The 20,165-nt window shown below is 70.9% G+C and carries 12 protein-coding genes; 5 read left to right on the top strand and 7 right to left on the bottom strand.

Annotation, left to right across the window (positions count from 1 at the left end):
* Nucleotides 1-5 precede the first annotated feature (5 nt).
* Nucleotides 6-635, bottom strand: coding sequence for a M23 family metallopeptidase (locus ACN27J_RS06685; protein ID WP_421364557.1), 630 nt, complete (start codon nt 633-635; stop codon nt 6-8).
* A 143-nt stretch (nt 636-778) separates the two neighbouring features.
* Here ACN27J_RS06685 and ACN27J_RS06680 point away from each other — a divergent pair, with 143 nt between their 5' ends.
* Entirely contained in the window at nt 779-988 is a 210-nt protein-coding gene (locus tag ACN27J_RS06680) for a hypothetical protein (protein WP_278169587.1), read from the top strand.
* A 19-nt stretch (nt 989-1,007) separates the two neighbouring features.
* Here ACN27J_RS06680 and ACN27J_RS06675 read toward each other — a convergent pair whose 3' ends face one another.
* Nucleotides 1,008-3,449 carry a M14 family metallopeptidase gene (locus tag ACN27J_RS06675; RefSeq protein ID WP_421364555.1) on the bottom strand — a complete coding sequence of 814 codons (2,442 nt, stop codon included), beginning with the start codon at nt 3,447-3,449 and terminating at the stop codon, nt 1,008-1,010.
* 191 nt (nt 3,450-3,640) lie between these two features.
* On the bottom strand, nt 3,641-4,777 hold the full coding sequence (locus ACN27J_RS06670; protein WP_421364553.1) for a hypothetical protein: 1,137 nt from the start codon (nt 4,775-4,777) through the stop codon (nt 3,641-3,643).
* Nucleotides 4,778-4,877: 100 nt separating this feature from the next.
* Between ACN27J_RS06670 and ACN27J_RS06665 the strand changes: the two genes are divergently transcribed.
* From ACN27J_RS06665 to ACN27J_RS06650, 4 genes are read left to right on the top strand one after another with little or no spacing between them, the layout of a single operon-like run.
* Nucleotides 4,878-6,104 carry a glycosyl transferase family 1 gene (locus ACN27J_RS06665; RefSeq protein WP_421364551.1) on the top strand — a complete coding sequence of 409 codons (1,227 nt, stop codon included), beginning with the start codon at nt 4,878-4,880 and terminating at the stop codon, nt 6,102-6,104.
* Between the two features lie 42 nt (nt 6,105-6,146).
* Entirely contained in the window at nt 6,147-7,601 is a 1,455-nt protein-coding gene (locus ACN27J_RS06660) for an O-antigen ligase family protein (protein ID WP_421364549.1), read from the top strand.
* On the top strand, nt 7,537-8,577 hold the full coding sequence (locus ACN27J_RS06655; protein WP_421364547.1) for a glycosyltransferase: 1,041 nt from the start codon (nt 7,537-7,539) through the stop codon (nt 8,575-8,577). The genes ACN27J_RS06660 and ACN27J_RS06655 overlap by 65 nt, the downstream gene beginning before the upstream one ends.
* An 18-nt stretch (nt 8,578-8,595) precedes the next feature.
* Nucleotides 8,596-10,098 carry a lipid II flippase MurJ gene (locus ACN27J_RS06650; protein WP_421364546.1) on the top strand — a complete coding sequence of 501 codons (1,503 nt, stop codon included), beginning with the start codon at nt 8,596-8,598 and terminating at the stop codon, nt 10,096-10,098.
* A 67-nt stretch (nt 10,099-10,165) separates the two neighbouring features.
* Here the strand turns inward: ACN27J_RS06650 and ACN27J_RS06645 are convergent, their stop codons facing one another.
* The 4 genes from ACN27J_RS06645 to ACN27J_RS06630 all read right to left on the bottom strand — a co-directional run bounded on the left by ACN27J_RS06645 (nt 10,166) and on the right by ACN27J_RS06630 (nt 20,162).
* On the bottom strand, nt 10,166-14,146 hold the full coding sequence (locus tag ACN27J_RS06645; RefSeq protein ID WP_421364545.1) for a ThuA domain-containing protein: 3,981 nt from the start codon (nt 14,144-14,146) through the stop codon (nt 10,166-10,168).
* Nucleotides 14,147-14,199: 53 nt separating this feature from the next.
* The gene (locus ACN27J_RS06640) at nt 14,200-15,429 is read right to left on the bottom strand and encodes a multicopper oxidase domain-containing protein (protein ID WP_421364544.1); all 1,230 of its coding nucleotides are present in this window, start codon (nt 15,427-15,429) and stop codon (nt 14,200-14,202) included.
* 70 nt (nt 15,430-15,499) lie between these two features.
* Nucleotides 15,500-17,473 (bottom strand): OmpL47-type beta-barrel domain-containing protein, encoded by a 1,974-nt coding sequence (locus ACN27J_RS06635; protein ID WP_421364543.1) that lies wholly within the window; start codon nt 17,471-17,473, stop codon nt 15,500-15,502.
* Between the two features lie 580 nt (nt 17,474-18,053).
* Nucleotides 18,054-20,162, bottom strand: coding sequence for an iron ABC transporter permease (locus tag ACN27J_RS06630; protein ID WP_421364542.1), 2,109 nt, complete (start codon nt 20,160-20,162; stop codon nt 18,054-18,056).
* Nucleotides 20,163-20,165: the final 3 nt, after the last annotated feature.

Below are 20,165 nucleotides of genomic sequence, written 5' to 3'. Positions count from 1 at the left end.
CCGGGTCAACAGTTGTTGCTGGTCAGCCGCACGGTGTACTCGTAGTCGTCGTGGGTGATGCCCGACGGTAGGCCGTCGAAGTAGGTCTCCACCTTCTGCCAGCCGCGCCGCTGCTCGTAGTGCAGGTGTGGCGCGCCGGAATTGCCGGTGCTGCCGAGCAGCCCGATCGGTTCGCCGCGCGCCACCCGCTGACCCTCTCGGACCATCGGCGGTTCGAGCAGATGCAGGTACTGCGTCTCCCACCGACCGCCATGGTCGATCTTGACCCAGTAACCGCCACCACGGCCCCGGGGGCCGTCCGGATCCTCCGGGTTCCGACCGCCCACCGAGCCGTTGACGCCGGCCACGGTGACCACGCCGTCGTAGGAGGCGAGCACCGGTCGACCCCACGGGTCGCCCTCGGTCGGGAACAGGTCGACGTCGTAGTCGTCGTGGCCGGGGTAGGTGCCCAGCTGCCAGGTCTCGCCGCAGGCGACCGGGAGCTGGAACAACGGCCGCGGCCCCGGCTCCCGCAGCCACGGCACCACGACCACACCCAGCGCGACGACGGCCGGCACCGTCGCGACGGCGACGAGGATCAGCAGGATACGCAGGGTCCGGCCGCGGCGGCGGCCGGTAGGAAACCCGGTGGTCACCCTTGCGAGCATGGCAGACGTCGGCACCATGCCGGGAGGTGGGCCGTCGTACTGCCAGCTGACCGTCAGCTTCCGCCCAGCTGGACCTGGACACCAGGAGCTACCGTGGCGGGCGTCGGGACCCAGGGCTGGAGGAGCCTACGATGAGCAGCTTCATCAAACGTTTCCTGCTGTCGATGCTTGCGTCGAAGCTGAGCCGGCACGCCCGGCGGCGGGGGCACGGCTCGCCCGTCGACAGCCTGCTCCGTGAGGTCGACCACCGGCTCAACCGCCGGCACCGGGGCGGCCACTACGGTCACTACGGCAGTGGCCACCACGGCTACCACGGGCACTACCGGCGCAAGCGCTGGTGACCGCCGCCGGCCGGGCAGGTCAACTGTCGGTGACGATGGCGAACCCACGCCGCCAGTTCTTGGCGTCGGTGTCCGGCTGGTAGTTGTTCTCGATGTTGCCCGCGGCGTCCACCGAGAACCAGAAGACCTTCGTTCCGTACGGCACGGTCAGGGTCTCGCCGCCCTCCCGTACCCCGCCGGCGGCGTAGAGCGTCGACCCGAAGGTTGGCTGGCTACCGTCCAGCGTGTAGAAGATCGCCGCCGGTTCGCTGACCTCGAACCGGACGTCGACCAGGGTGTCGTCCGGCCCCGGCGAGGTGACCAGGGAACTCGTCGGCCGTCTGCGGTCCTTGTCGTGGTCGCGGGCCACCCGCATCAGTTCGACGAGGCCGTTGGCGTACTCCATGGTCTGCTGGTGTGCCTCGTCCCAGGCCGGTTGGAACGAGGTGCCGACTTCGAAGTTCCACGCGTAGATGCCGTACTTGTACCACAGCATGTCCCCGGAGTTGCCGGCGGCGGAGTAGAGCACGTCGGAGATGGGGCCGGTCCTGGCCGGGGTCACCGCCAGGTTGCGGTGCCGCTTGATCGCGGTGAGGATCCGCGACGACGCCCCCCAGAAGAACGACTCCTGCGCCAGGGTCGGCCGTGGCGCGGTGACCCGGCCCGGGGTGACGTACGAACCCGGCGACCACATGAAGTAGTTCCCCGACGAGTGCAGGTTCATCGAGAACTTGATGTTCGGCCGGCTGGCCAGCCAGTCCAGGTTCTTGTTCTCCGGCTCGGACAGTTCGCTCGGGCCGGCGTACACGTCGCTGGTGCAGCTGGTCGACGCGCCGGAGTACCCGTCGAAGAGGCTGTACTCGCTGTAGTTGCGGTTGTTGTCCACACCCCACGAGTTGCGGGCCAGCGCGTCGGTCGTGCCACCGGCGGCGCAGTGGTTCGTCATGTTGCGGCGCTGGAATCCGTAATCGTAGAAGGAGTAGTGGCCGCCGTCGGGGTTGATCGACGGCGCGATCCAGATGTCCAGCGTACGGAGCAGTTGCTTGGTGTTCTCGTCGGTACGGTGGTTGCGCAGCAGGCGTTCGGCGGTCTCGATGGCGACCAGCGGGGGAACCCATTCGCGGGCGTGCTCCTGCGCGTAGGCGAGCACCCCGGTGCGCGAGCCGTCCCGGTACTTGCCGATCCGCAGCGCGTACACCGGGTGCGGGTCGCGGGAGACGGTGGCTGGCGCGGTCAGGTTGTCGCTCAACGGGGTCACCGGGGCCGGGGTGACAACGCCGTTGCCGGCGCTGCCCCGGTAGGTGTAGGCACTGACCAGGTCGCCCGCCGAGGCGTTGATCGCGGCGGCGACCTGCGCGGCGGTGCTGGCCACCGTGCCGCCGCCGTCGGTGGCCAGGTTGACCTGGATGGCGCTGCCGTCGACGGTGACCGACAGGGGCCGGTCGCCGGCACCGGGGTCGACCAGTTCCACGGTGATGTCGTTGCCGCCCTGGTGACCCCATGCGTGCGAGTCGACGGCGACCCGGTTCGCCGTGGTGGCACCCAGCACGACCTGTGCCTTGCGTCGGTAGCCGTTGGTCCGGTACGGCAGTTCGACGACTTCGGCGAGGTGGGGGAACTCGTCGGCCAGTCGTTGGATCCGGTCGTACAGCTCGGTCGGGGTGAGGTAGCTGGTCACGAAGTCCTTCTGGTACCCGGGGCCCTCGGGGGAGTCGTCCGGGACCGGCAGCCACTGCTCGACCTGGGCCACCGCCACGTCGCCGGTCGGGCTGACGATCTGGATCCGGTCCGGCGGTACGCCGACCGTGCTCGCGCCCCGGTGGTAGAGGTAGACGCCGGCGTCGACGAACCGCGTGATGACCTGTGTGCCACCGGAACCCATGGCGGTGCCCGGGCCACTGTCCCGGGCCACGGTCAACGTGCTCGGTGAGCTCTGTCCCTGGGCCCACTTCGCTTCTACCGACAGCACCTGGTCGGTGCCGGAGGTGTAGTAGTCGGCCCGGATGATCCTGATGTCGGCAACGGCGGCGTCCTGCCGCACCCGCGCGGTGAACGTCTGATTGTCGGCGCGGTGGTCGGCGATCGTCGCCTCCCGCTCGGCGACGCGTGCCCGCGTGTCGGCCGGTTCGTGCAGCAGTTGGCCGATCCGGAAGCCACCGGCCCGCAGACCGTCGATCTCGGTCGGGGTGACGACGGCGTGGACGACGATCCCGGCCGCGGTCTGCGACACGTGGTGATCCAGGTCGACTCCGGTGGCGACGAGATCGTCGAGCTCGTCGCGGTCGGTCACGACGACCTCCACGACGCTGGCCTGCTCGTCGGCCAGCCGTTCGAGCGGGGCCTGGATCCGCGCACGGTCGGTAACCTGCGGACGGTCGGCGGACGGCGCGGTGGCCGGACCGGCCAACAGGACGACGGCACCGGCGGCGGCCACGGCCGCCGCGAGCTGTCGTCGCCACTGGGATGCAGGTGTGGGGACCATGTGGGGACCTTCCACTCGCGGTGCCGCTGATCTACGGGTGGGAGCAGGGCGGAGGCCGCAACGATCCGCGACGACGCACGGTGCGGCACCGCCACGGGTAGGCGAGAAGTGATCGACCAGTACGGATTTGATCATCCTGAATGGCGGCGGGGTGCTCTGTCAACGACCCGCCGGTGCGGGCGTATCGGCGGTCAGACCGGCGGGTCGCCACCGGCGATCGCCGACCGCAGCTGAGCACAGGCCTGGTCCGCCGTACGCGCGAGTCGCTCGCGTGCGTCGGGGCTCAACCCGCGCTCGGTGGCGGTCCAGCCGACCCAGGCCGCGGCGACGTCGGGCAGGACCGGTCCGGCCACCGGGTCGGCACCGGCTTCGGCGGCGAGCGCCGGCAGGCCGAGTACGGCGAGCACCCGGCGTGGACCCAGCTGCAGTGGATGGCAGGCGGCCTGCTCGACGAACTGCTCGACGAGCAGGTCGACCGCGCGGCTGGCGGTGCCGTCGGTCGGGAACCCGGCAGCCGCCTCGGAAGCCAGGAACGCCCGCTTCAGCAGCTCGATCTCCACGGTGGTCGGAAACGGCTCCGGCGGGGCCGCGACGTCACTGAGCGCGCGGGCCCGGGCCAGCGTCAACGCCCGCATCTTCCGGTACGCGTCGGGCATCGGCCGCAGCTTGTATTCCGGGTTCTCCATGAGTTCGTCCGACGTGGCGACGGCGTCCTCGAGCAGTCGTCGGGCCAGTGCCGGATCGAGCGGTTCGGTCACGAAACCGTCCTCGCCCCCGTGTGTCCGGTCGAGCAACTGCCGTAGCGAGTCGACCCGGGTGCCGAGCAGGATCTCCCGGATCCGTCCACCGCCGATCGCCTGGTCGATCACGGTGAGGATGCCGTGTTCGTCGGCGCCGCCGTAGGAGAAGCCGCAGAGCAGTACCGCCGTCTCGCCGTACGGGTCGTGCGTCCACCGGCAGCAGTCGACGTCGACCCGGCCGATGGTGCCGGCCCAGGGCGGTTCCGGCAGCCCGTGCCCGACGAGCCGGTCGGCGTTGAGCCGGGCGAGTTCCCGTTGAGTGTCGATGGTGCTCATCGCCTGGAAACCGCGTAGCGCGGCGACCGCCGTCGGGGTCCGCCGCCGGCCCAGTTCGTGAATGACCGCGGCGTCGTCCTGTACGGCGTCGGCGAGTGGCAGGCCGATCCCTTCGGCGCTCTCGTGGGCGAGCAACTGGGTCATGCTCTGCTCCACCGACCACGGGGAACTCTCTCCTTTCAGCGAGAAGCTCCACTCCAGGAAGTCCGCGCTCGCCGAGGCGCGGTCGACGCTCTCATCGCTGTCACCCATGGCGCGATTGTCGCAGTCGGCGGGCCGTGGTGCGACGAAGGCCGACCGTGGGTCGGGCAACTGTCGATTCCTCTGCCCGGCGGACTCGTTGGGATGGGCGATGCTGAGTACACCGGGCGGTGCGAGAGAATCTGCGGTCAGCGTGCTGATCCTGGGTACGGCCGAATGGGATTCGGCCGTCGCCACCAATCAGCACTACGTCACCCGGGAGTTGGCGGTCGGTGCGCGGGTCACCTTCGTGGAATCGCTCGGTCTACGTCGACCGACGCTGCGCCCCGACGACATCGCCCGGATGTTCGGCCGCGCCCGGCGGGCCTTCGGCGCGTCGGCCGGTCCGGTGCCTCGCCAGCCGGCCAGAGTGAGGCCGGCGAACACCACGATCGTCTCGCCGCTGGTGGTACCGGTGCACCGGGCACCGACGCGACGACTGAACCGGGCCGTCCTGCGCCGGGCGACGGCGGACTGGCTCACCGGTGACCGGCCCCGGGTGCTGTGGACGTTCGCCCCGGTGACCTACGGGCTTGAGGATGCGGCGGACGTGGTCGTCTACCACTGTGTCGACCTGCTGGCCAGGTTCCCCGGCGTCGACCCGGTGGCCGTGGCCAACGGCGAGCGCGACCTCGCCGCCCGGCCCGGCGTGGTGGCGATCGCGACCAGTGACGCGGTACGCGAACACCTGGCGTCGTCCGGTTTCTCCCGGATCGAGCTGTTGGAGAACGTCGCGGACACCACGGTGTTCCAGCTGGGCAGCCGTCCGGCGGTCGAGCGTCGACCGGCGGTGATCTTTTCCGGCAACCTCACCACCGCCAAGCTCGACGTCGCGCTGCTGGAGCGGGTCGGCGCCACCGTCGGAGAGTTGGGTGGTGAGCTGATCCTGGCCGGCCCACTCGCCGCTGGTGGCGGCAGCTTCACCGCCGAGCTGCGCCGGCTCGAACGGGTGGGCGCCCGCCACGTCGGTCTGCTCACTCCGTCGCAGCTCGCCGAGGTGGCCGGCAGCTGCGCGGTCGGCCTGGTCCCGTACGCGCTGAACGAGTACACCGTCGGCGTCAGCCCGTTGAAGTGCTTCGAGTACCTGTCGTCCGGCCTCGCGGTGCTCAGCACCGCGCTGCCATCGGTGCGCCGGGTGGCGGAGTCGAACCCGCACGTCGTCACCGCCGGGGACGACGAATTCACCGAACATCTGGGCCGGTTGCTGACCCCGGTCACCGACGAGGTGATCGCCGAACGGATCGACAGCGCCGGGCGGCACGGCTGGGGCGAGCGTGGTCAGCTGCTGCGTCAGCTGCTGGCCGCGCTGCTCACCGCCCGGCGGACCGCCGCCGGATGACCGAATTCACCGGCTCCTCCGACCCCCGATCGAGGCCCGAAAATGCGCAACCGGATCGTGGCCGCTGCGGCGCAGGTACCGCAACGGACCGGCGTCATGATCGTCTTCGCGCTCGCGGTACCGCAGCTGTATCTCCTGCCGGCCGGCACGATCGACATCCCGTTGTCGACGGTCGCCGCCCTGGCGCTGGCGCCGGTCGTCGCCGCCCGGGCGTGCCGCACCCCCGGTAGCCGACTGTTGCGCACCGCCCTGGTGCGCAGCCTGCTCGTGCTGCTGCTGGCCCGGTTGGCGGCGTTCGCCTGGTCGCCGGATCCGGGGGACGGGCGGCTGCCGACCATGCTGCTGGTGCAGTTCCTGGTCACGCTGGTGCTGATGGACAACGCGGCTCGGGAGGATCCGTGGCTGCTCTACCGGGCCCACTACCTGCTGTGGCCGTTCGTCGTCGCGCAGTCCGGCGTGGTCGCGGTCTTTCAGCTCTTCCCCGATGTGGAGGACGCCTACCTCCGCTGGGTCGCGGGATACTTCGCCGGGCAGAACACCGTCGCCGGGCTGTTCGACGTGAACCGGAACAACGTTCTCGACCCGGCGAAGGCCGGTGGCGTGTTCGTCAACGGCAACGTCGCCGGGCTGTTTCTCGGCGTCTGCGCGATGGCGGCGTTCGCCATCTGGTCGGTTACCCGGCAGCGGATCGTGCTGATCTGCGGGCTCGTCGCCTATCTGGGCGTCTGGTTCACCGGCTCCAAGGCGGGCCGGGTGCTCGCGGTGGTGCTGCCGCTGGCCGTGGTCGTCGCGTACTACTGGCAGACCCGGATGACCGCCCGGGCCCGCCGCCTTCTGCTGGTCGCGGTGGGCGCCACGGCGGTGCCGGCCGTGCTGGTGGTGACCCTCGGTGACGGCGGCGGATTTCTCGGCGCGGTCCGGACGGCGTTCGGCCAGCGGACCGATATCTGGGGGTACGCCGTCGAGGCGTTCCGGGACGGCCCGGTGCTGGGGCTCGGCTGGGGTGGCTGGTTCGAAGGCTTCGCCGACTACGCGCGCCGCAACGACATCTACGACGACACCTTCCCACCGCACAACATCCTGCTGGCGGCCTGGGCGTCCACCGGCCTGCTGGGTCTTGCCGCGACGATCGGGTTCCTCGTCGCCGAGTTCCGGCTTGTCGCCCGCGCAGCGGCCGGTGGCTCTCCACGCAACGCGATGTTCGTCGCCTGGACCGGTGCGGCCGTTGCCTGGGTCTGCATCCAGGCGATGGGGGAGAACACCGACGTCTTCGGCGACATCCATACGATCCCGGTGATCGCCCTGCTCCTGTGCTTTTTGGCCCATCCGCTTCCCGAGGAGGTCCGACGTGTCCGGCAGACCGAGCGTGGGGATAGTGCGCCACCAGCTGTTCCAGCCGTCCGAGACGTTCATCCAGGCGCAGGCGCTGGCGATGCGCACGTACCATCCGGTCTTCGTCGGTCGGGACCCGGCGCTGCGGGCGCCGGCCGGCGCTGACGTCGTCAGTCTCGCCACCCACGGCCGGGCGGCGACGTTTTCGTACCTGCTGACCCGCCGCTCCGACCGGATGGTCAAGGAAATCAGTGACCGGGGCGTGCGGATTCTGCACGCACACTTCGGCGTCGAGGGCGTCTACCTCGTCCCGACGGCCCGCACGCTCGGAGTGCCGCTGGTGACGACCCTGCACGGTTTCGACGTGACCGTCACCAAGAAGCAACTCCTGGCATCGCGGAAGCCGTCCTGGATCAACTATGTGGCCCGGCGGGACTCACTGTTCGACACCGGTGTGAAGTTCATCTGCGTATCCGGGCACATCCAGCGGTGCGCGATCGAGTGGGGCTACCCGGCTGAGCGGACCCTGATGCTTCCGATCGGGGTGGACACCGAGGTCGTCACCCCGGTGCCGCTGCCGGAGACACCCCGGATCGTGCACGTTGCCCGGCTGGTCGAGAAGAAGGGCACCGCTGACCTGCTGCGCGCCTTCGCCGTCGTGCGCCGAGCCGTGCCGGCGGCAGAACTCGTCATCATTGGCGACGGCCCGTTGCGTGGGCCCTTGGGTGCGCTCGCCACTGAGCTGGGCGTAGCGGAGACGGTGCGGTTCCTCGGAGCCCGTCCACACGCCGAGGTACTGGCCACGGTGGCGCAGTCTCGAGTGCTGTGCCTGCCGAGCGTGACGGCGGCCAACGGAGACCAGGAAGGGCTCGGCATGGCGCTGTTGGAAGCCGCCGCCACCGGTCGACCCGTTGTCGGCACCCGACACGGCGGCATCCCTGAGGCCGTCGTCGACGGCGTCACCGGCTACCTGGTGCCGGAGCGCGATCCCGCCGCGCTCGCTGATCGTCTGGTCGCGCTGCTCGGTGATCCGGACCTGTGCCAGCGGCTCGGTACCGGCGGACGGACATTGATCGAGGACCGCTTCGACCTGAGCAGGCAGACCGCAAAGCTCGAATCACTCTACCGGGAGCTGGTGTGACCGGGCTGGCGACGGGCCGTGGCTAGCACCTTTCTTCGTCTCGTACTTGGTGGTATCGCGGGGAAGCTCCTCGGCATCGTCCGCGAGGTGCTGCTGGCGGCGCTGTTCGGTGCCGGCCGGGCGGTCGGGGCGAACCGGGTCGCGCAGACCGCGACCATGGTGCCGGTCAACTTCTTCACCGCGGACGCGCTGTCCGCCGGATTCCTGCCGCTCTACGTGCGCTACCGGCAGGACAGCCCGGCGCTGGCGTTGGCGCTCTACCGGGCGGTCCGGACGATCCTCGGCGGGCTTTCGGTGCTGCTGGTCGTCGCGTTGCTGCTGCTGCGAGAGCTGTGGATCGCACTGCTCGGGCCGGGACTCGACGACGCCGCCGCCACGCTTGCCGTCGCGATGCTGACCATCGCGGCGTTCTCGGTGCCGTTCTACGTGCAGTACGCGCTGTACATACTGGTCGCCCTGGCCCGCGACGACGTCAGCCTGGTCAACCTGCGCGCCGGCGTGCAGAGCGTCGGCCTGATCGGCGCGACGCTGCTCGCCTATTTCACCGGTGACGTGGTCCTGCTCGCCTGGGGTTTCACCGTGCCGTACGTGGTGCTCTTCCTCTGGGGGGCGTACTGGGTCCGGCGCAGGGGTTACCTGCGGGCCGACGGCGGTGACGGGTCGCTGCCGCCCACGTCGCGGGCGCAGTACGAGGTGGCGTTGACCATGTTCTGGCGTCGGCTCCGCCCGTTGCTGCTGCTTCCGGTGCTGCTGCAGGGGTCGATCGCCGTCGAGCGGGCGGTGGGTTCGCTGCTCGGCATCGAGGTGGTCGCCGCGACCGAGTACTCCCGGTTCGTCGTCGACTCGCTGATGGCATTGATCGCCGCCCCGCTCGGCCTGGCCAGCCTCGCCGCCTTCGCCCGGATGCGCGACGACGAGGTCGTCGCCGGGCTGGAGCGGCTGATCGCCCCGGTGCTGCTGGTGACGATCCCGCTGTCCGTCGCGTTGACGGTGAACGCCCGCGGCATCACCTCGCTGCTGTACGCTCGTGGCGCGTTCGACGACCGGGCGGTGGACGTGACGTCGGTCATGCTGCTCGGCTTCGCCCTCGGCATCTGGGCGCACGTGCTCGGGTACACCTTCGTGAAGGTGCTCAACGCCCGGGGCAGGAACCGGCGGGTGGCGGTGGTCAACGGGCTGGCGTTCGGCGCCGCCGCCGTGGTCAACCTCGTCATGTGGCGCTACTGGGGTCCGGTCACCATCGGTGTCGCCGCGACGGTCGCCAGCCTCGTGATGCTGGTCGGCTCGGCGTTGTCGCTGCACCTGCTCCGCCAACTGGTCCGGCTACTGTCGCTGCTGGCCCCGGCGGTGGCGGTGGCGGCCCTCGTCGGTTGGGCGCTGGCCGGTGACGGACTGCTCCACACGGCCGCCTCGTGCGTCGCGATCGGCCTGGTCTGGTCGGGCTACCCGGTGCTGGTGCCGTCGTTGCGGCAGGTCGTCGTCACCGAACTCTGGGCGAAGGTCGGCGGCCGGACGGCCTGACGTGCCGGGCCCGGACGGCCTGACGTGCCGGGCCCGGACGATGCGTCCGGGCCCGGCACGTCACCGGTCAGAGCGCCCGCAGTCGTACGTCGCGGAACTCCATCACGTCGCTGTTACCGTGGTTCTGCAAACCGATGAATCCGCTGACGAACTGGCGCAGATCGGTGGGCGGATCACCGGCCCGGGACGACTGCTTGCCCGGCACGTTGTCGAACTCGCTGATCGTCACCCCGTTACGGATGATCGTGTAGTGCTGCCCGACCACCCGGATCTCGTAGTCGTTCCACTCGCCCTTCGGCGCGGGCAGCGCCTGCTCCAGGTCGTTGGGCTGGAAGTTGTAGATCGACCCGGTCTTCTGCGGTTCCCCGGTTGCCCCGTCGTAGAGCTGGATCTCGTGGCCGCAGAAGATCGCCACCCAGGCCTGGGAACTGCGGGCGGAGCCGACCGTGCCGCAGCTGCCCTCCGGACGCTCGTCCACCGGCACCCGTGGATCCGGGAACCGGACGAACACCCCGCTGTTGGCCCGGGTGTCACCCGGCGAGACGTCCTTGAACCGCAGCCGCAGCGAGTAGTCGGCGAACTCCTCCTCGCCGTACCAGAGCATGCCCAGCCCGCCGGAGCTGCTGATCGACCCGTCCGGTAGCAGCCGGAACGTGCCGCCGGGGGCCTGCCGCCAGCCGGACAGCGAATAGCTGGTGCCGTCGAACAACGTCCGGTAGCCGGCTGTCCGGCCGACGGGGGAGTCTGCGCCGGCGGTGCGCAGCGTCGCCGCCTCCTGCTCGTCGAGCACCTCGGCGTCGGTGAGCTGCGCCAGCACCTCGTCCAGGTGGCTGACGAACGAGCCCTGGTTCGGCCACTGCCGCTCGTCGTCGATCAGGTCGTTGACCGTGCACCCGGCACCGGCGTCGTGATTCGGTACGCCGGTGTCGGTGTCCAGCAGCCAGACCGTCTTCCGGGCGTCCGGTGCGTCGCAGCCGGTGTCGACCACGACGGTGTGCTCGGCCACCTCGCCGTCGGCGTAGGTCACCTTCACCGTCGCCTCGAACCGCCCGTGCTTACGGTAGGTGTGGGTCGGGTGCGGCAGGTGCGACACCCGGTTGCCCTCACCGAAGGTCCACTCCCAGGCCACCCCGCCGACCCGGTGGCTGGAGAAGGTGACCGTGCGCGGGTCGCTCGGGTCCGGGACCCGGGCCGAGGCGTACTCCGGTCCCGGGGTCGGCGCGCCGCCGTCGTAGACGATTCGGATCAGCTTCTGGTTGCCGTGCAGGGTGAAGAAGCCGCCGCCGTAGTCCAGCAGGTAGAGCGCGCCGTCCGGGCCGAACTTGGCGTCCATCCAGGACTGCAGCTGGGCGCCGCCGCCACCGCCGGGGATGATCGCCCGCAGATCCTCCGCGTAGGCGGGGGCACCATGGTCGGGCACCACCGCCGGGTCGACGGTGACCGCCACCCGGTTGCCGGAGTTGGACTGGTCACCGATGAACCACTTGCCGTCCCAGTACGCCGGCCAGGCGACGCCACTGTCGGTGTCGACCTGCGAGCGGTGGTACGTCGGGCCGTTCATCACGGCCTGGCCGCCGCCGCGCAGGTACGGTCGGGTGAAGGTCTCCTCGCCCGGCTCGTAGGTCGGCAGCCCGCTGCCGTCGGTGCGGGTCGGGAAGACCGGACCGCCGCCCTGCGGCGAGTACCAGATCATGTTGTCCCGTACCGGCGGCAGCTCCACCAGGCCGGTGTTGCGCGGCGAGGTGTTGCGCGGGTTGTCGCAGTCGTACCAGCCGGTCAGCACCGACGCGTCGGTGTTGCTGCGGTCCCGGTACGGCTGCCGGTTACCCATGCAGTACGGCCAGCCCTGGTTACCGGCGGAGGTGATGATCGTGGCGTGCTCGTACTTCGCCGGACCCAGCTCCGGGTCCGGGTTGGTGGCGTCCGGGCCGACCCAGGCGGCGGTCAGCCAGTCGTTGACCGGGTCCCAGGCGATCCGCGACGGGTTGCGTACCCCCATCACGTAGATCTCCGGGCGGGTCTTGCCGCCCCCTTCCTCGTCACCGGTGAACAGGTTGCCGTCCGGGATGCGGTACGTGCCGTCCGGCTCCGGCGTGATCCGCAGGATCTTGCCGTTGAGGTTGTTGGTGTTGCCGGCGGTACGGCGGGCGTCCTGGAACGACGTGCCGGCGTACTCCTGGGTCCAGTTGTTGCCGGAGTAGCCGCTGGAGCCGCCGGACGAGTTGGCGTCACCGGTGCTGACGTACAGGTTGCCCGCGTCGTCGAAGGTCATCCCGCCGCCGGCGTGGCAGCAGCTGTGGATCTGGGTGTCCCAGCTGAGCAGGTCTTTCCGGGTGGCCTGGTCGATGCTGGCGGTGTCGTGGTCGTAGGTGAACCGGGACACGGTCCGCTGACCGATCCGGTTCTCCCGGTCGATCGACTCGTGCGGCATCCAGTAGACGTAGAACCAGCCGTTGTCGGCGAACGCCGGGTCCAGGGTCATGCCCAGCAGACCCTCCTCGCTCTTGACCAGCTCGCTGCCGCTGCCCCGGTTGCCCATCACCTCCAGGGTGGTGAGCAGCTTCACCTCCCGGGTCTGCGGATCCCACTGGTGGATGGTGCCGCAGCCCTTGCCGATGTCCGGGTTGGACCAGTCGGGGATCGCCCCGGAGGCGCAGGCGGCGCGGCCGATGTAGAAGACCGTGCCGTCCGGCGCGATGGTCAGCCCGTGCGGTTCGCCGATCTGGTCCATCTCGCCCTGCTGGTTGGCGCCGGTGAGCCGCTCGACCCGGTAGTTGGCGGCGATCGTCGCCTGGCAGTCACCGCGTACCGTGCCGGCGGTCCACCGGATCGCGCCGAGGATGTGGTCGCGGAACCGCAGGTCCTTGGCCCAGCTCGCCTCGGTGCGGCCCATCCCGGTGTAGAACGACCGGCCACCGTCGTAGTCGTGGCACCAGGCGACCGGGTGGAACGGACCGTTGCCGCTGAGCCCCGCGTCGTAGCTGGTCTCGTCGACCTGGGCCACGACGTGCACCCGGCCCACCGGGCTCGGATCCCAGCTGATCCACTGGTCGTCGCGGGTCCAGTGCACCGGCAGGTCGCGGGTCGCCGGGTGGTTCCGGTCGGTGACGTCGACCTTCGCCTGCTGGACCTGGGTCTCCGGGGCCGCACCGGCGTCGGCGCCGATCAGCCAGAGCTCGGCGAGCTGGGTCAGCGGCTCGCCGCTGTTCGCCGTGATGTCCAGCCGGTAGTGCCGGTACGCCTCGGCGTTGTCGAACGCGAACTGCCGGGTGAGGAACCGCTGCGGGAAGCTCTGCCCGGTCCGGCGGTCCAGGTCGGTCCAGGTCTCGCCGTCGTTGGAGCCCTGCAGCGTCCAGTCCCGGGGATCCCGGCCGGCGAAGTCGTTGGCCGAGGTCAGCGCGTACCGGTTGACCACGGTCGGCTCGGCCAGCTCACCGGCCAACCAGCCGGTCGGGGAGCGGGTCAGCCACTTGGTGCCGGTGGCGCGGTCGAACGCGTGGCTGGCGGTCTCGTTCGGCGGGTTGTTGCCGCTGGCGCTCGCCTCGACCACCGTCTCCGCCGGTGGCAGGGTCGGTGCCGGCCGGGTGCCGAGCAGGCCGGTGAACCATTCCGATCCGGGTTGGGCGTACGCCGCGTCGTGCACGCCGACGAAGCCGCCGCCGCCCTTGACGTACGCCTGGAACGCCGCCTCCTGCGCGTCGTCGAGGGTGACACCGGCGGTGGAGAGGAAGACCACGCTGCGGTAGCGGGCCAGGTTGTCGGGGTTGAACACGCTCGGATCGTCGGACGAGTGCACGTAGAAGCCGTGCTCGTTGCCGAGCCGTCGGATGACGTTGGTGGCCCGGCGGACCGGGTCGGCCTGTTCGGCCTCGGGGCCGTGGAAGACCAGCACGTTGACGACCCGGTTGCCCCAGGTGGGTGGCGTGGGGTCGGCCTGGGCGGGGGAGACCGGCGCGGTCAGCAGACCGGCCAGCAGGGTGACGGCCGCGGCTGCGGCGGCTGATCGGTGGCGCAGTCGGGGGAATCTGAAATGGCGTCTGTCGGCCATTCCTGCTCCTTAGGGCGGCCGGCGCGGGGTGCGCCGGGGTGGGGTGGCTGGGGTCAGTTCTGGTGGCCGTCGTGTCCGGCACCGGCCTGGACGTCGGCGGCCGGCCCGCCGCCGACGTCGACACCCGACTGGGCGAGCACCGCCCGGTGCTGGTGACCGCCGGGTGGCATCTGTCCGTTCTCGTCGAGGACGTGCAGAGTGGTGGCCATGCCCAGGTCGGAGTGGAACTGCATGTGGCAGTGCAGCATCCAGTGGCCCGGTCCGACCGAGTCGCCGGCGATGATGGTCACGCCGAACGAATCGCCGGGACCGAGGGTCTTGTTGTCGATCACCGGGATGGAGTCGACGATCGCCTTGTTGTCGCCAGCGACCACGCCGGTGCGGGTGTCCGCCCAGGAGTGGCCGTGAACGTGCCAGGTGTGCATGTCGTCGCCGGTGCCGACCACGATGAACTCGACCCGCTCGCCGACCTTCGCGACGAAGCAGGCCGGGCCGGGCACCGGGTTGTCGAGGTCGCAGTCGTCGGTCGCGGCCCCTCGGCGCAGGTTGATCGACTGGCGGTCGCCGAAGACGGTCACGTAGGTCCGGTCCGGCCGGGGGTCGCCCTGCCGGCGTACCACCAGGCCGCCGAACAGGCCCGAGCCGATGCCCTGAGTGCCGTGCGGGCCGCCGACCACGTGGTCGTGGTACCACCAGTAGCCGGCGGTGCCCGGCGATCCGGTCCGGGAGCTGCGCGGCTTCGCGTACCAGGTGTAGGTCCGCGACTCACCCGGCCCGACATAGGAGCCGCTGTGTACGGTTCCGTCGGAGTCCTGGGTGTACTTCACCCCGTGCGCGTGCAACGAGACGCCCAGCGGGTGCTCCGGATCGGTCCGCAGCTGCCCCAGCGTCTCGGCGGTCACCTGGTTGTGCAGGGTGATCGCCAGGCACTCGCCTTCGATCATCTCCATCGTCGGGCCCGGGTAGGAGGCGGTCTGCGGGGTCAGGCCGTAGCCCAGCCGGATCTGGTTGGTCACCGGGTCGCGGGGCAGCTCCACGGCGTACAGCTGCAGTTCCCGGTCGGGTGCCACACAGCCTTCGGGTACCACGCCGTCGGCCGGTTCGACCGCGGCGACCTGGTCGGTGGCGCGGTGGTTGACGGCATACGCGGCACCCGCGCTGGCGAAGGTGACCGCCAGGACCGCCAGGACCACCAGGGCCCGGCCCACGCCGTTGCCGAGCGGGCCGCCCGGTCTGGCCGGTTCGTCGATCGGTTCGGTGCTCAACTCTGTCGTTTCGTTCAACGCCCGTTCCTGTTCGTCGGGCCGGTCATCGCCGGCCGGGTGTGGGGTGTCCGTCGGGGTCCCGGTCCGCTCACGGCGTCAGCGGTGCGATCCGGACGTTGCGGAAGCTGACGATGTCGTCGGCGCCGTGCACCTGCAGGCCGAGGTAGCCTTCGGCGCGCTGCCGCCCGGCGCCGCCCGGGTCGTCGGCCCGGGGCGGGTCGAACACCAGGTCGGGGGTGTTGACGAACTCGTTGACCAGCTCCCCGTTGCGGAAGATCGAGTAGTGCTGCCCGACCACCCGGATCTCGTAGTCGTTCCAGGTGCCCTTCGGGGTGACCCGGGCCCCGTCGACGTCGACGCCGTCGAACCCGTACACCGAACCGGTCTTGTAGCGGTCGCCGTCCGGGCTGTCGAAGATCTGCACCTCGTGGCCGTACTTGATGGCCACCCACTCCGGCCGGGGCTCCTGGGGATGCTGGTGCACGGCGGGGAACCGGACGAAGACGCCGCTGTTGGCCCGGGCGTCACCCGGTGCGTCGTCGCGCCACTGCAGCTTCATCGAGAAGTCGCCGTAGGTGCGGATCGGGAACCAGAGCAGGCCGAGTCCGGCTACCGGCCGGCTGGTGACCGAACCGTCGGCGTTGCGGGTGAACCCGCCCGCGCCGACCTGCTCCCACTGATCGAACGACGCGCCCGACCGGTTGAGGATCGACTGGTAGCCGGTGTGTGCGTCGGACTTGCCGACCGCGGACAGCTTGGCCGTGTCGATCAGGGTGACCCGTTCGGCCTGGCTGATGACGCCCTGCTCGCGCAGGTTCTTGACCACGGCGCGGACGTGCTGCATGAACTCGTTGTGGTTACGCCAGATCCGTTCGCTGGCGATCAGGTTGTTGATGGTGCAGCCAGGACCCACCTGCCGGTTGGTCACCCCGCTGTTGCGGGTGCCCAGCCAGACCGTCGGGCGGGTGTCCAGCACCGGGCACTGCGGATCGCCGCCGCCGGCGACCACGGTGAAGGTGACCGATCCGGGGTCGGAGGTGTTGCCGGCTTCGTCGGTGGCGCGGTAGCTGACCGTGTGCGTACCCGGGCTGTTCACCGTGACCGGGGCGGTGTAGTCGGTGTAGGCGCCGCTGTCGAGGGAGTACTCGACACTGGCGACCCCGGAGTCGTCGTCGGCCGCGGTGACGGTCACCGTTGCGGTGTCGAGGTAGGAACCGTCCTCGCTCTGCGCGCCGGACACGGACGCGGTCACCGTGGGTGCGGTGGTGTCCGGGTCCGGTGGCGGGGCGACGGTGAAGGTGACCGACTGCGGGTCCGAGGTGTTGCCGGCGATGTCGGTCGCCCGGTAGGCCACCGTGTGCTGGCCCGGCTCGTTGACGGTGACCGGGGCGGTGTACTCGCTGAACTCGCCGCCGTCGAGGGAGTGCTCGATGGTGTCGACACCGGACATGTCGTCGGTGGCGGTGAGGGTGACGGTGGCGGCACCGAGGTAGGCCCCGTCGTCGTCGCGCGGCCCGGACAGTGCCGCGGTCACCTGGGGTGCGGTGGTGTCTTCGGTGTTGTCGTCGCTGACCACCAGTAGCCCGTTCATCAGACCGTGGCCGGGGATGGCGCAGAAGTACCGGTACGTCCCCGGGGTGAGCACCACGTCGACGGTCCACAGGCCGCCGTTGGCGTCGTACGGGTCGGCCAGGATGTTGACGTTCACGTCCTGGTTGTAGGTCGGGTCACCGGTCTCGAAGGTGAGCGTGTGCTGCATGCCGCTGGTGTTGCCGGTCGCTGCGCTGTTCTCGAAGACCAGCGTCGCCGGGCCGGGCTCGGCGGTGGTCGGCGCCGAGGTGTACGCAGTGACGTCGTTGCCGGCGGTCCAGGTCAGCACCTGGGCGGCCCGGTACTCCGGTGGACCGCCGTGGGTCGGGCGGGCGTTGACCGGCGCCGCGGCCAAGGTACTGGTGAGGACCATGGCGAGCACGGCCGCCAGCGCGGTCAGCGATCGTCTCGGCCTGGTCGGCGGTCTGCTCGGGCGGACAGCTCCGCCGTGTTGGTCAGGGTTGACTGCCATCTCAGCGTACCTTTCATCACAGACCGGTCCGTTTCGGACGGACTCGGTGCATGGTCGGCCACCGGCCGGGGTGATCCGGGCGCGCGGAAACTGCACCAGTGGGGGTACGGGTGCGGCCACGCTTCACCGGCACCCGGGGCAGGCGGCCGACGCCGGGCGGGTGCGGTGGTGATACCGGGTGTGCGGGTAGGTAGGTGACGGGAAACGTTGGGCGGGTCCGACAGGTGACGACTGCCCTGGCGGGCCAGGGGTGAGTAGGGCGACGGGAGGTGGAGGCGCGCGCCGCCGCGCCGATCGGATGCGTCCAGTGTTTCCGGGGGGTGCCACGGCCCCGGCGAGATTGTCGCCGTCGGGCGGGTGCCGTGCCCGCCCGACGGCGTCCGGTCGGGGCAGCCAAACTGTTTGGTTACCTAACCGAATGCCTCGGTGATCTGGAGGCTAGCGGACTTGGGATCGAGGTGTCTACATCTTTCGGTGGTTCATCCCAGACTTTTGCCAGTGTCGACAGAAGATGTGGAAGGGCGTAGGGTCACCAGCAGTGACCACAGTGTCGGCTGAACCTGTTCGGGGGCCGCCGGGATCAGGTTCGGGACCGGGCCAGAAGGTAGACGAAGTACGGGGCACCGATCAGTGCCACCGCCAGTCCCGCCGGCAGCTGGGCCGGCGCGACCACGGTGCGGCCCACGGTGTCGGCCAGTCCGAGCAGGACCGCACCGAGCAGCACCGCGACCGGGATGATCCGGGCGTGCCGGCCGCCGACGAGCGCCCGTGCGGCGTGCGGAGCGACCAACCCGACGAAACCGACGACGCCGATCGCGGTCACGCTCAACGCGGCCAGCACGGCGGCGACCGCCAGCACCAGGAGACGGATCCGTTCCAGACCGACACCGACGATCCGGGGCGTGTCCTCGTCGACGGCGATCAGGTCCAGTTCCCGGCGGGCGGCCAGGGCGACCGGCAGCGCCACCAGCAGGGCGACCACCACCGGGACCACCTGGGTCCAGTTGCGGCCGTACGTCGTGCCGGACAGCCACGTGTAGATCTTCGGCGTGTCCCACGGATTCGACCGCACCAGCAGATAGGTCGTCAGGGCGGTCGCCGCGTACCAGACCCCGACACCGATCAGGACCAGCCGGTCGGTGTGCAGCCCGCCTCGCCAGGCCACGGAGTAGACCAGACCGAAGGCGGCCAGTGCGCCGCCGGTGGCGGCGGCGATCATCGTCGCGTTGCCGCCGACGCCGCCGGTTACCACGATCACCGCGGCCAGCCCGGCACCACCGGTGATGCCGAGAATTCCCGGCTCGGCGAGCGGATTGCGGCAGGTCGCCTGGACCAGGGAGCCGGACAACGCGAGGGCACCCCCGGCGGCCAGCGCCGCCGCCACCCGTGGTGCCCGTTCGTCCAGCGCGAAGCGGATGACGGGCGGTCCCTCACCGGACAGCCAGAGCGCGATGTCGCCGGTGAGCAGCCAGGTGTTGCCGGCGAGCAGGCCGAGCAGCCCGGCGCCGGCGGCGGTCGCGCCGACGACCGCCAGGACCGTCCAGTACCGGCGGCGACTCCGGGGCCCCATCCGGCTGCCCGGCGGTTGCCGGGTCGGGCCGGAGTCGCGTACCCGGCGGGCCAGCACGATGAGCAGGACGGCACCGACCAGGGTGGTGGCCACCCCGGTCGGCACCCGGCCGGCCCGGTCCGCGCCGAGCAGGGCGCGGATCACCCCGTCGGCCAGGACGACCGTCAGCGCGCCGACCAGACCCGCCGCCGGCACCAGTACGGCGTGCCGGTGCAGCGCCGGTACGAACCGTGCCGACATCCGGGTCACCGCCGGCGCGCAGAGACCGACGAACCCGATCGGGCCGGCCAGGGTCACCGCCGCCGCGGTGAGCAGCACCGCGAGCACCGTCCCGACCGCCCGGGTCGCCCGGACGGGTACGCCCAGCGCCCCGGCCGTGTCGTCGCCGAGACCCAGCAGATCGAGTCGGCGGGCCAGCAGCCCGGCCACCGCCGTGGCGCCGACCACGACCGGCGCGGCCTGCCCGAAGGCGGTCAGCCCGAGCTGGCTCAGCGATCCGCTGCCCCAGGCGAACAGCCCGGTCGTTTCCTGCTGGAAGCCGATCAGCACCGCGGCCGTGGCCGACTGCAACGCCATCGCGACGACGGAGCCGGCCAGGACGAGACGAGTCGTCGAGCTGCCCGCGCCGCCGGCGAGACCCAGAACAAGACCGGCGGCCAGCAGCCCGCCGACGAAGGCGACGACGCCCGACGCCCAGAGCGGCACACCGAGGCCGAACGCCGCGACCGCACTGACGGCGAAGTACGCCCCCGCGGTCACCGCGAGGGTGTCCGGTGAGGCGAGTGTGTTGCGGGCCAGCGACTGGAACAGCGCGCCGGCGACGCCGAGGGCGAAGCCGACCGCGATCCCGGCCGCCAGCCGCGGGAGCCGGGAGCCGAGCAGGATCTCCCGGACCGCCTCGTCGGCGCCCGTCTCCCCGCCGCCCGCCGCCGCGAGCAGGTCGGCGAGCCCCACCCCCGAGGTGCCCTGGGTCAGGTGCCAGCCGGCGGCGACCACCAGGGCCACCCCGAGCGACAGCAGGGTGCCCAACCCGCCGACCACGGCCCGGCGGTCCACACCGGACGCCGCCACCGGTCGGGTGGCGGCGGCGCCCGGCGTCGGACGGATCCCCGTGGGCACCCG

It is taken from the genome of Solwaraspora sp. WMMB762 (genome assembly GCF_049179115.1).
Taxonomy (GTDB): Bacteria; Actinomycetota; Actinomycetes; order Mycobacteriales; family Micromonosporaceae; genus Micromonospora_E.
This window is presented reverse-complemented; position numbering and strand designations above follow the sequence as displayed.

Bases quoted from the DNA above. Each gene is read 5' to 3' on its own strand.
- ACN27J_RS06680 (WP_278169587.1), top strand. From the start codon at position 779: ATGAGCAGCTTCATCAAACGTTTCCTGCTGTCGATGCTTGCGTCGAAG.
- ACN27J_RS06675 (WP_421364555.1), bottom strand. From the start codon at position 3,449: ATGGTCCCCACACCTGCATCCCAGTGGCGACGACAGCTCGCGGCGGCC.
- ACN27J_RS06670 (WP_421364553.1), bottom strand. From the start codon at position 4,777: ATGGGTGACAGCGATGAGAGCGTCGACCGCGCCTCGGCGAGCGCGGAC.
- ACN27J_RS06665 (WP_421364551.1), top strand. From the start codon at position 4,878: ATGCTGAGTACACCGGGCGGTGCGAGAGAATCTGCGGTCAGCGTGCTG.
- ACN27J_RS06660 (WP_421364549.1), top strand. From the start codon at position 6,147: ATGCGCAACCGGATCGTGGCCGCTGCGGCGCAGGTACCGCAACGGACC.
- ACN27J_RS06655 (WP_421364547.1), top strand. From the start codon at position 7,537: ATGCGCACGTACCATCCGGTCTTCGTCGGTCGGGACCCGGCGCTGCGG.
- ACN27J_RS06645 (WP_421364545.1), bottom strand. From the start codon at position 14,146: ATGGCCGACAGACGCCATTTCAGATTCCCCCGACTGCGCCACCGATCA.
- ACN27J_RS06635 (WP_421364543.1), bottom strand. From the start codon at position 17,473: ATGGCAGTCAACCCTGACCAACACGGCGGAGCTGTCCGCCCGAGCAGA.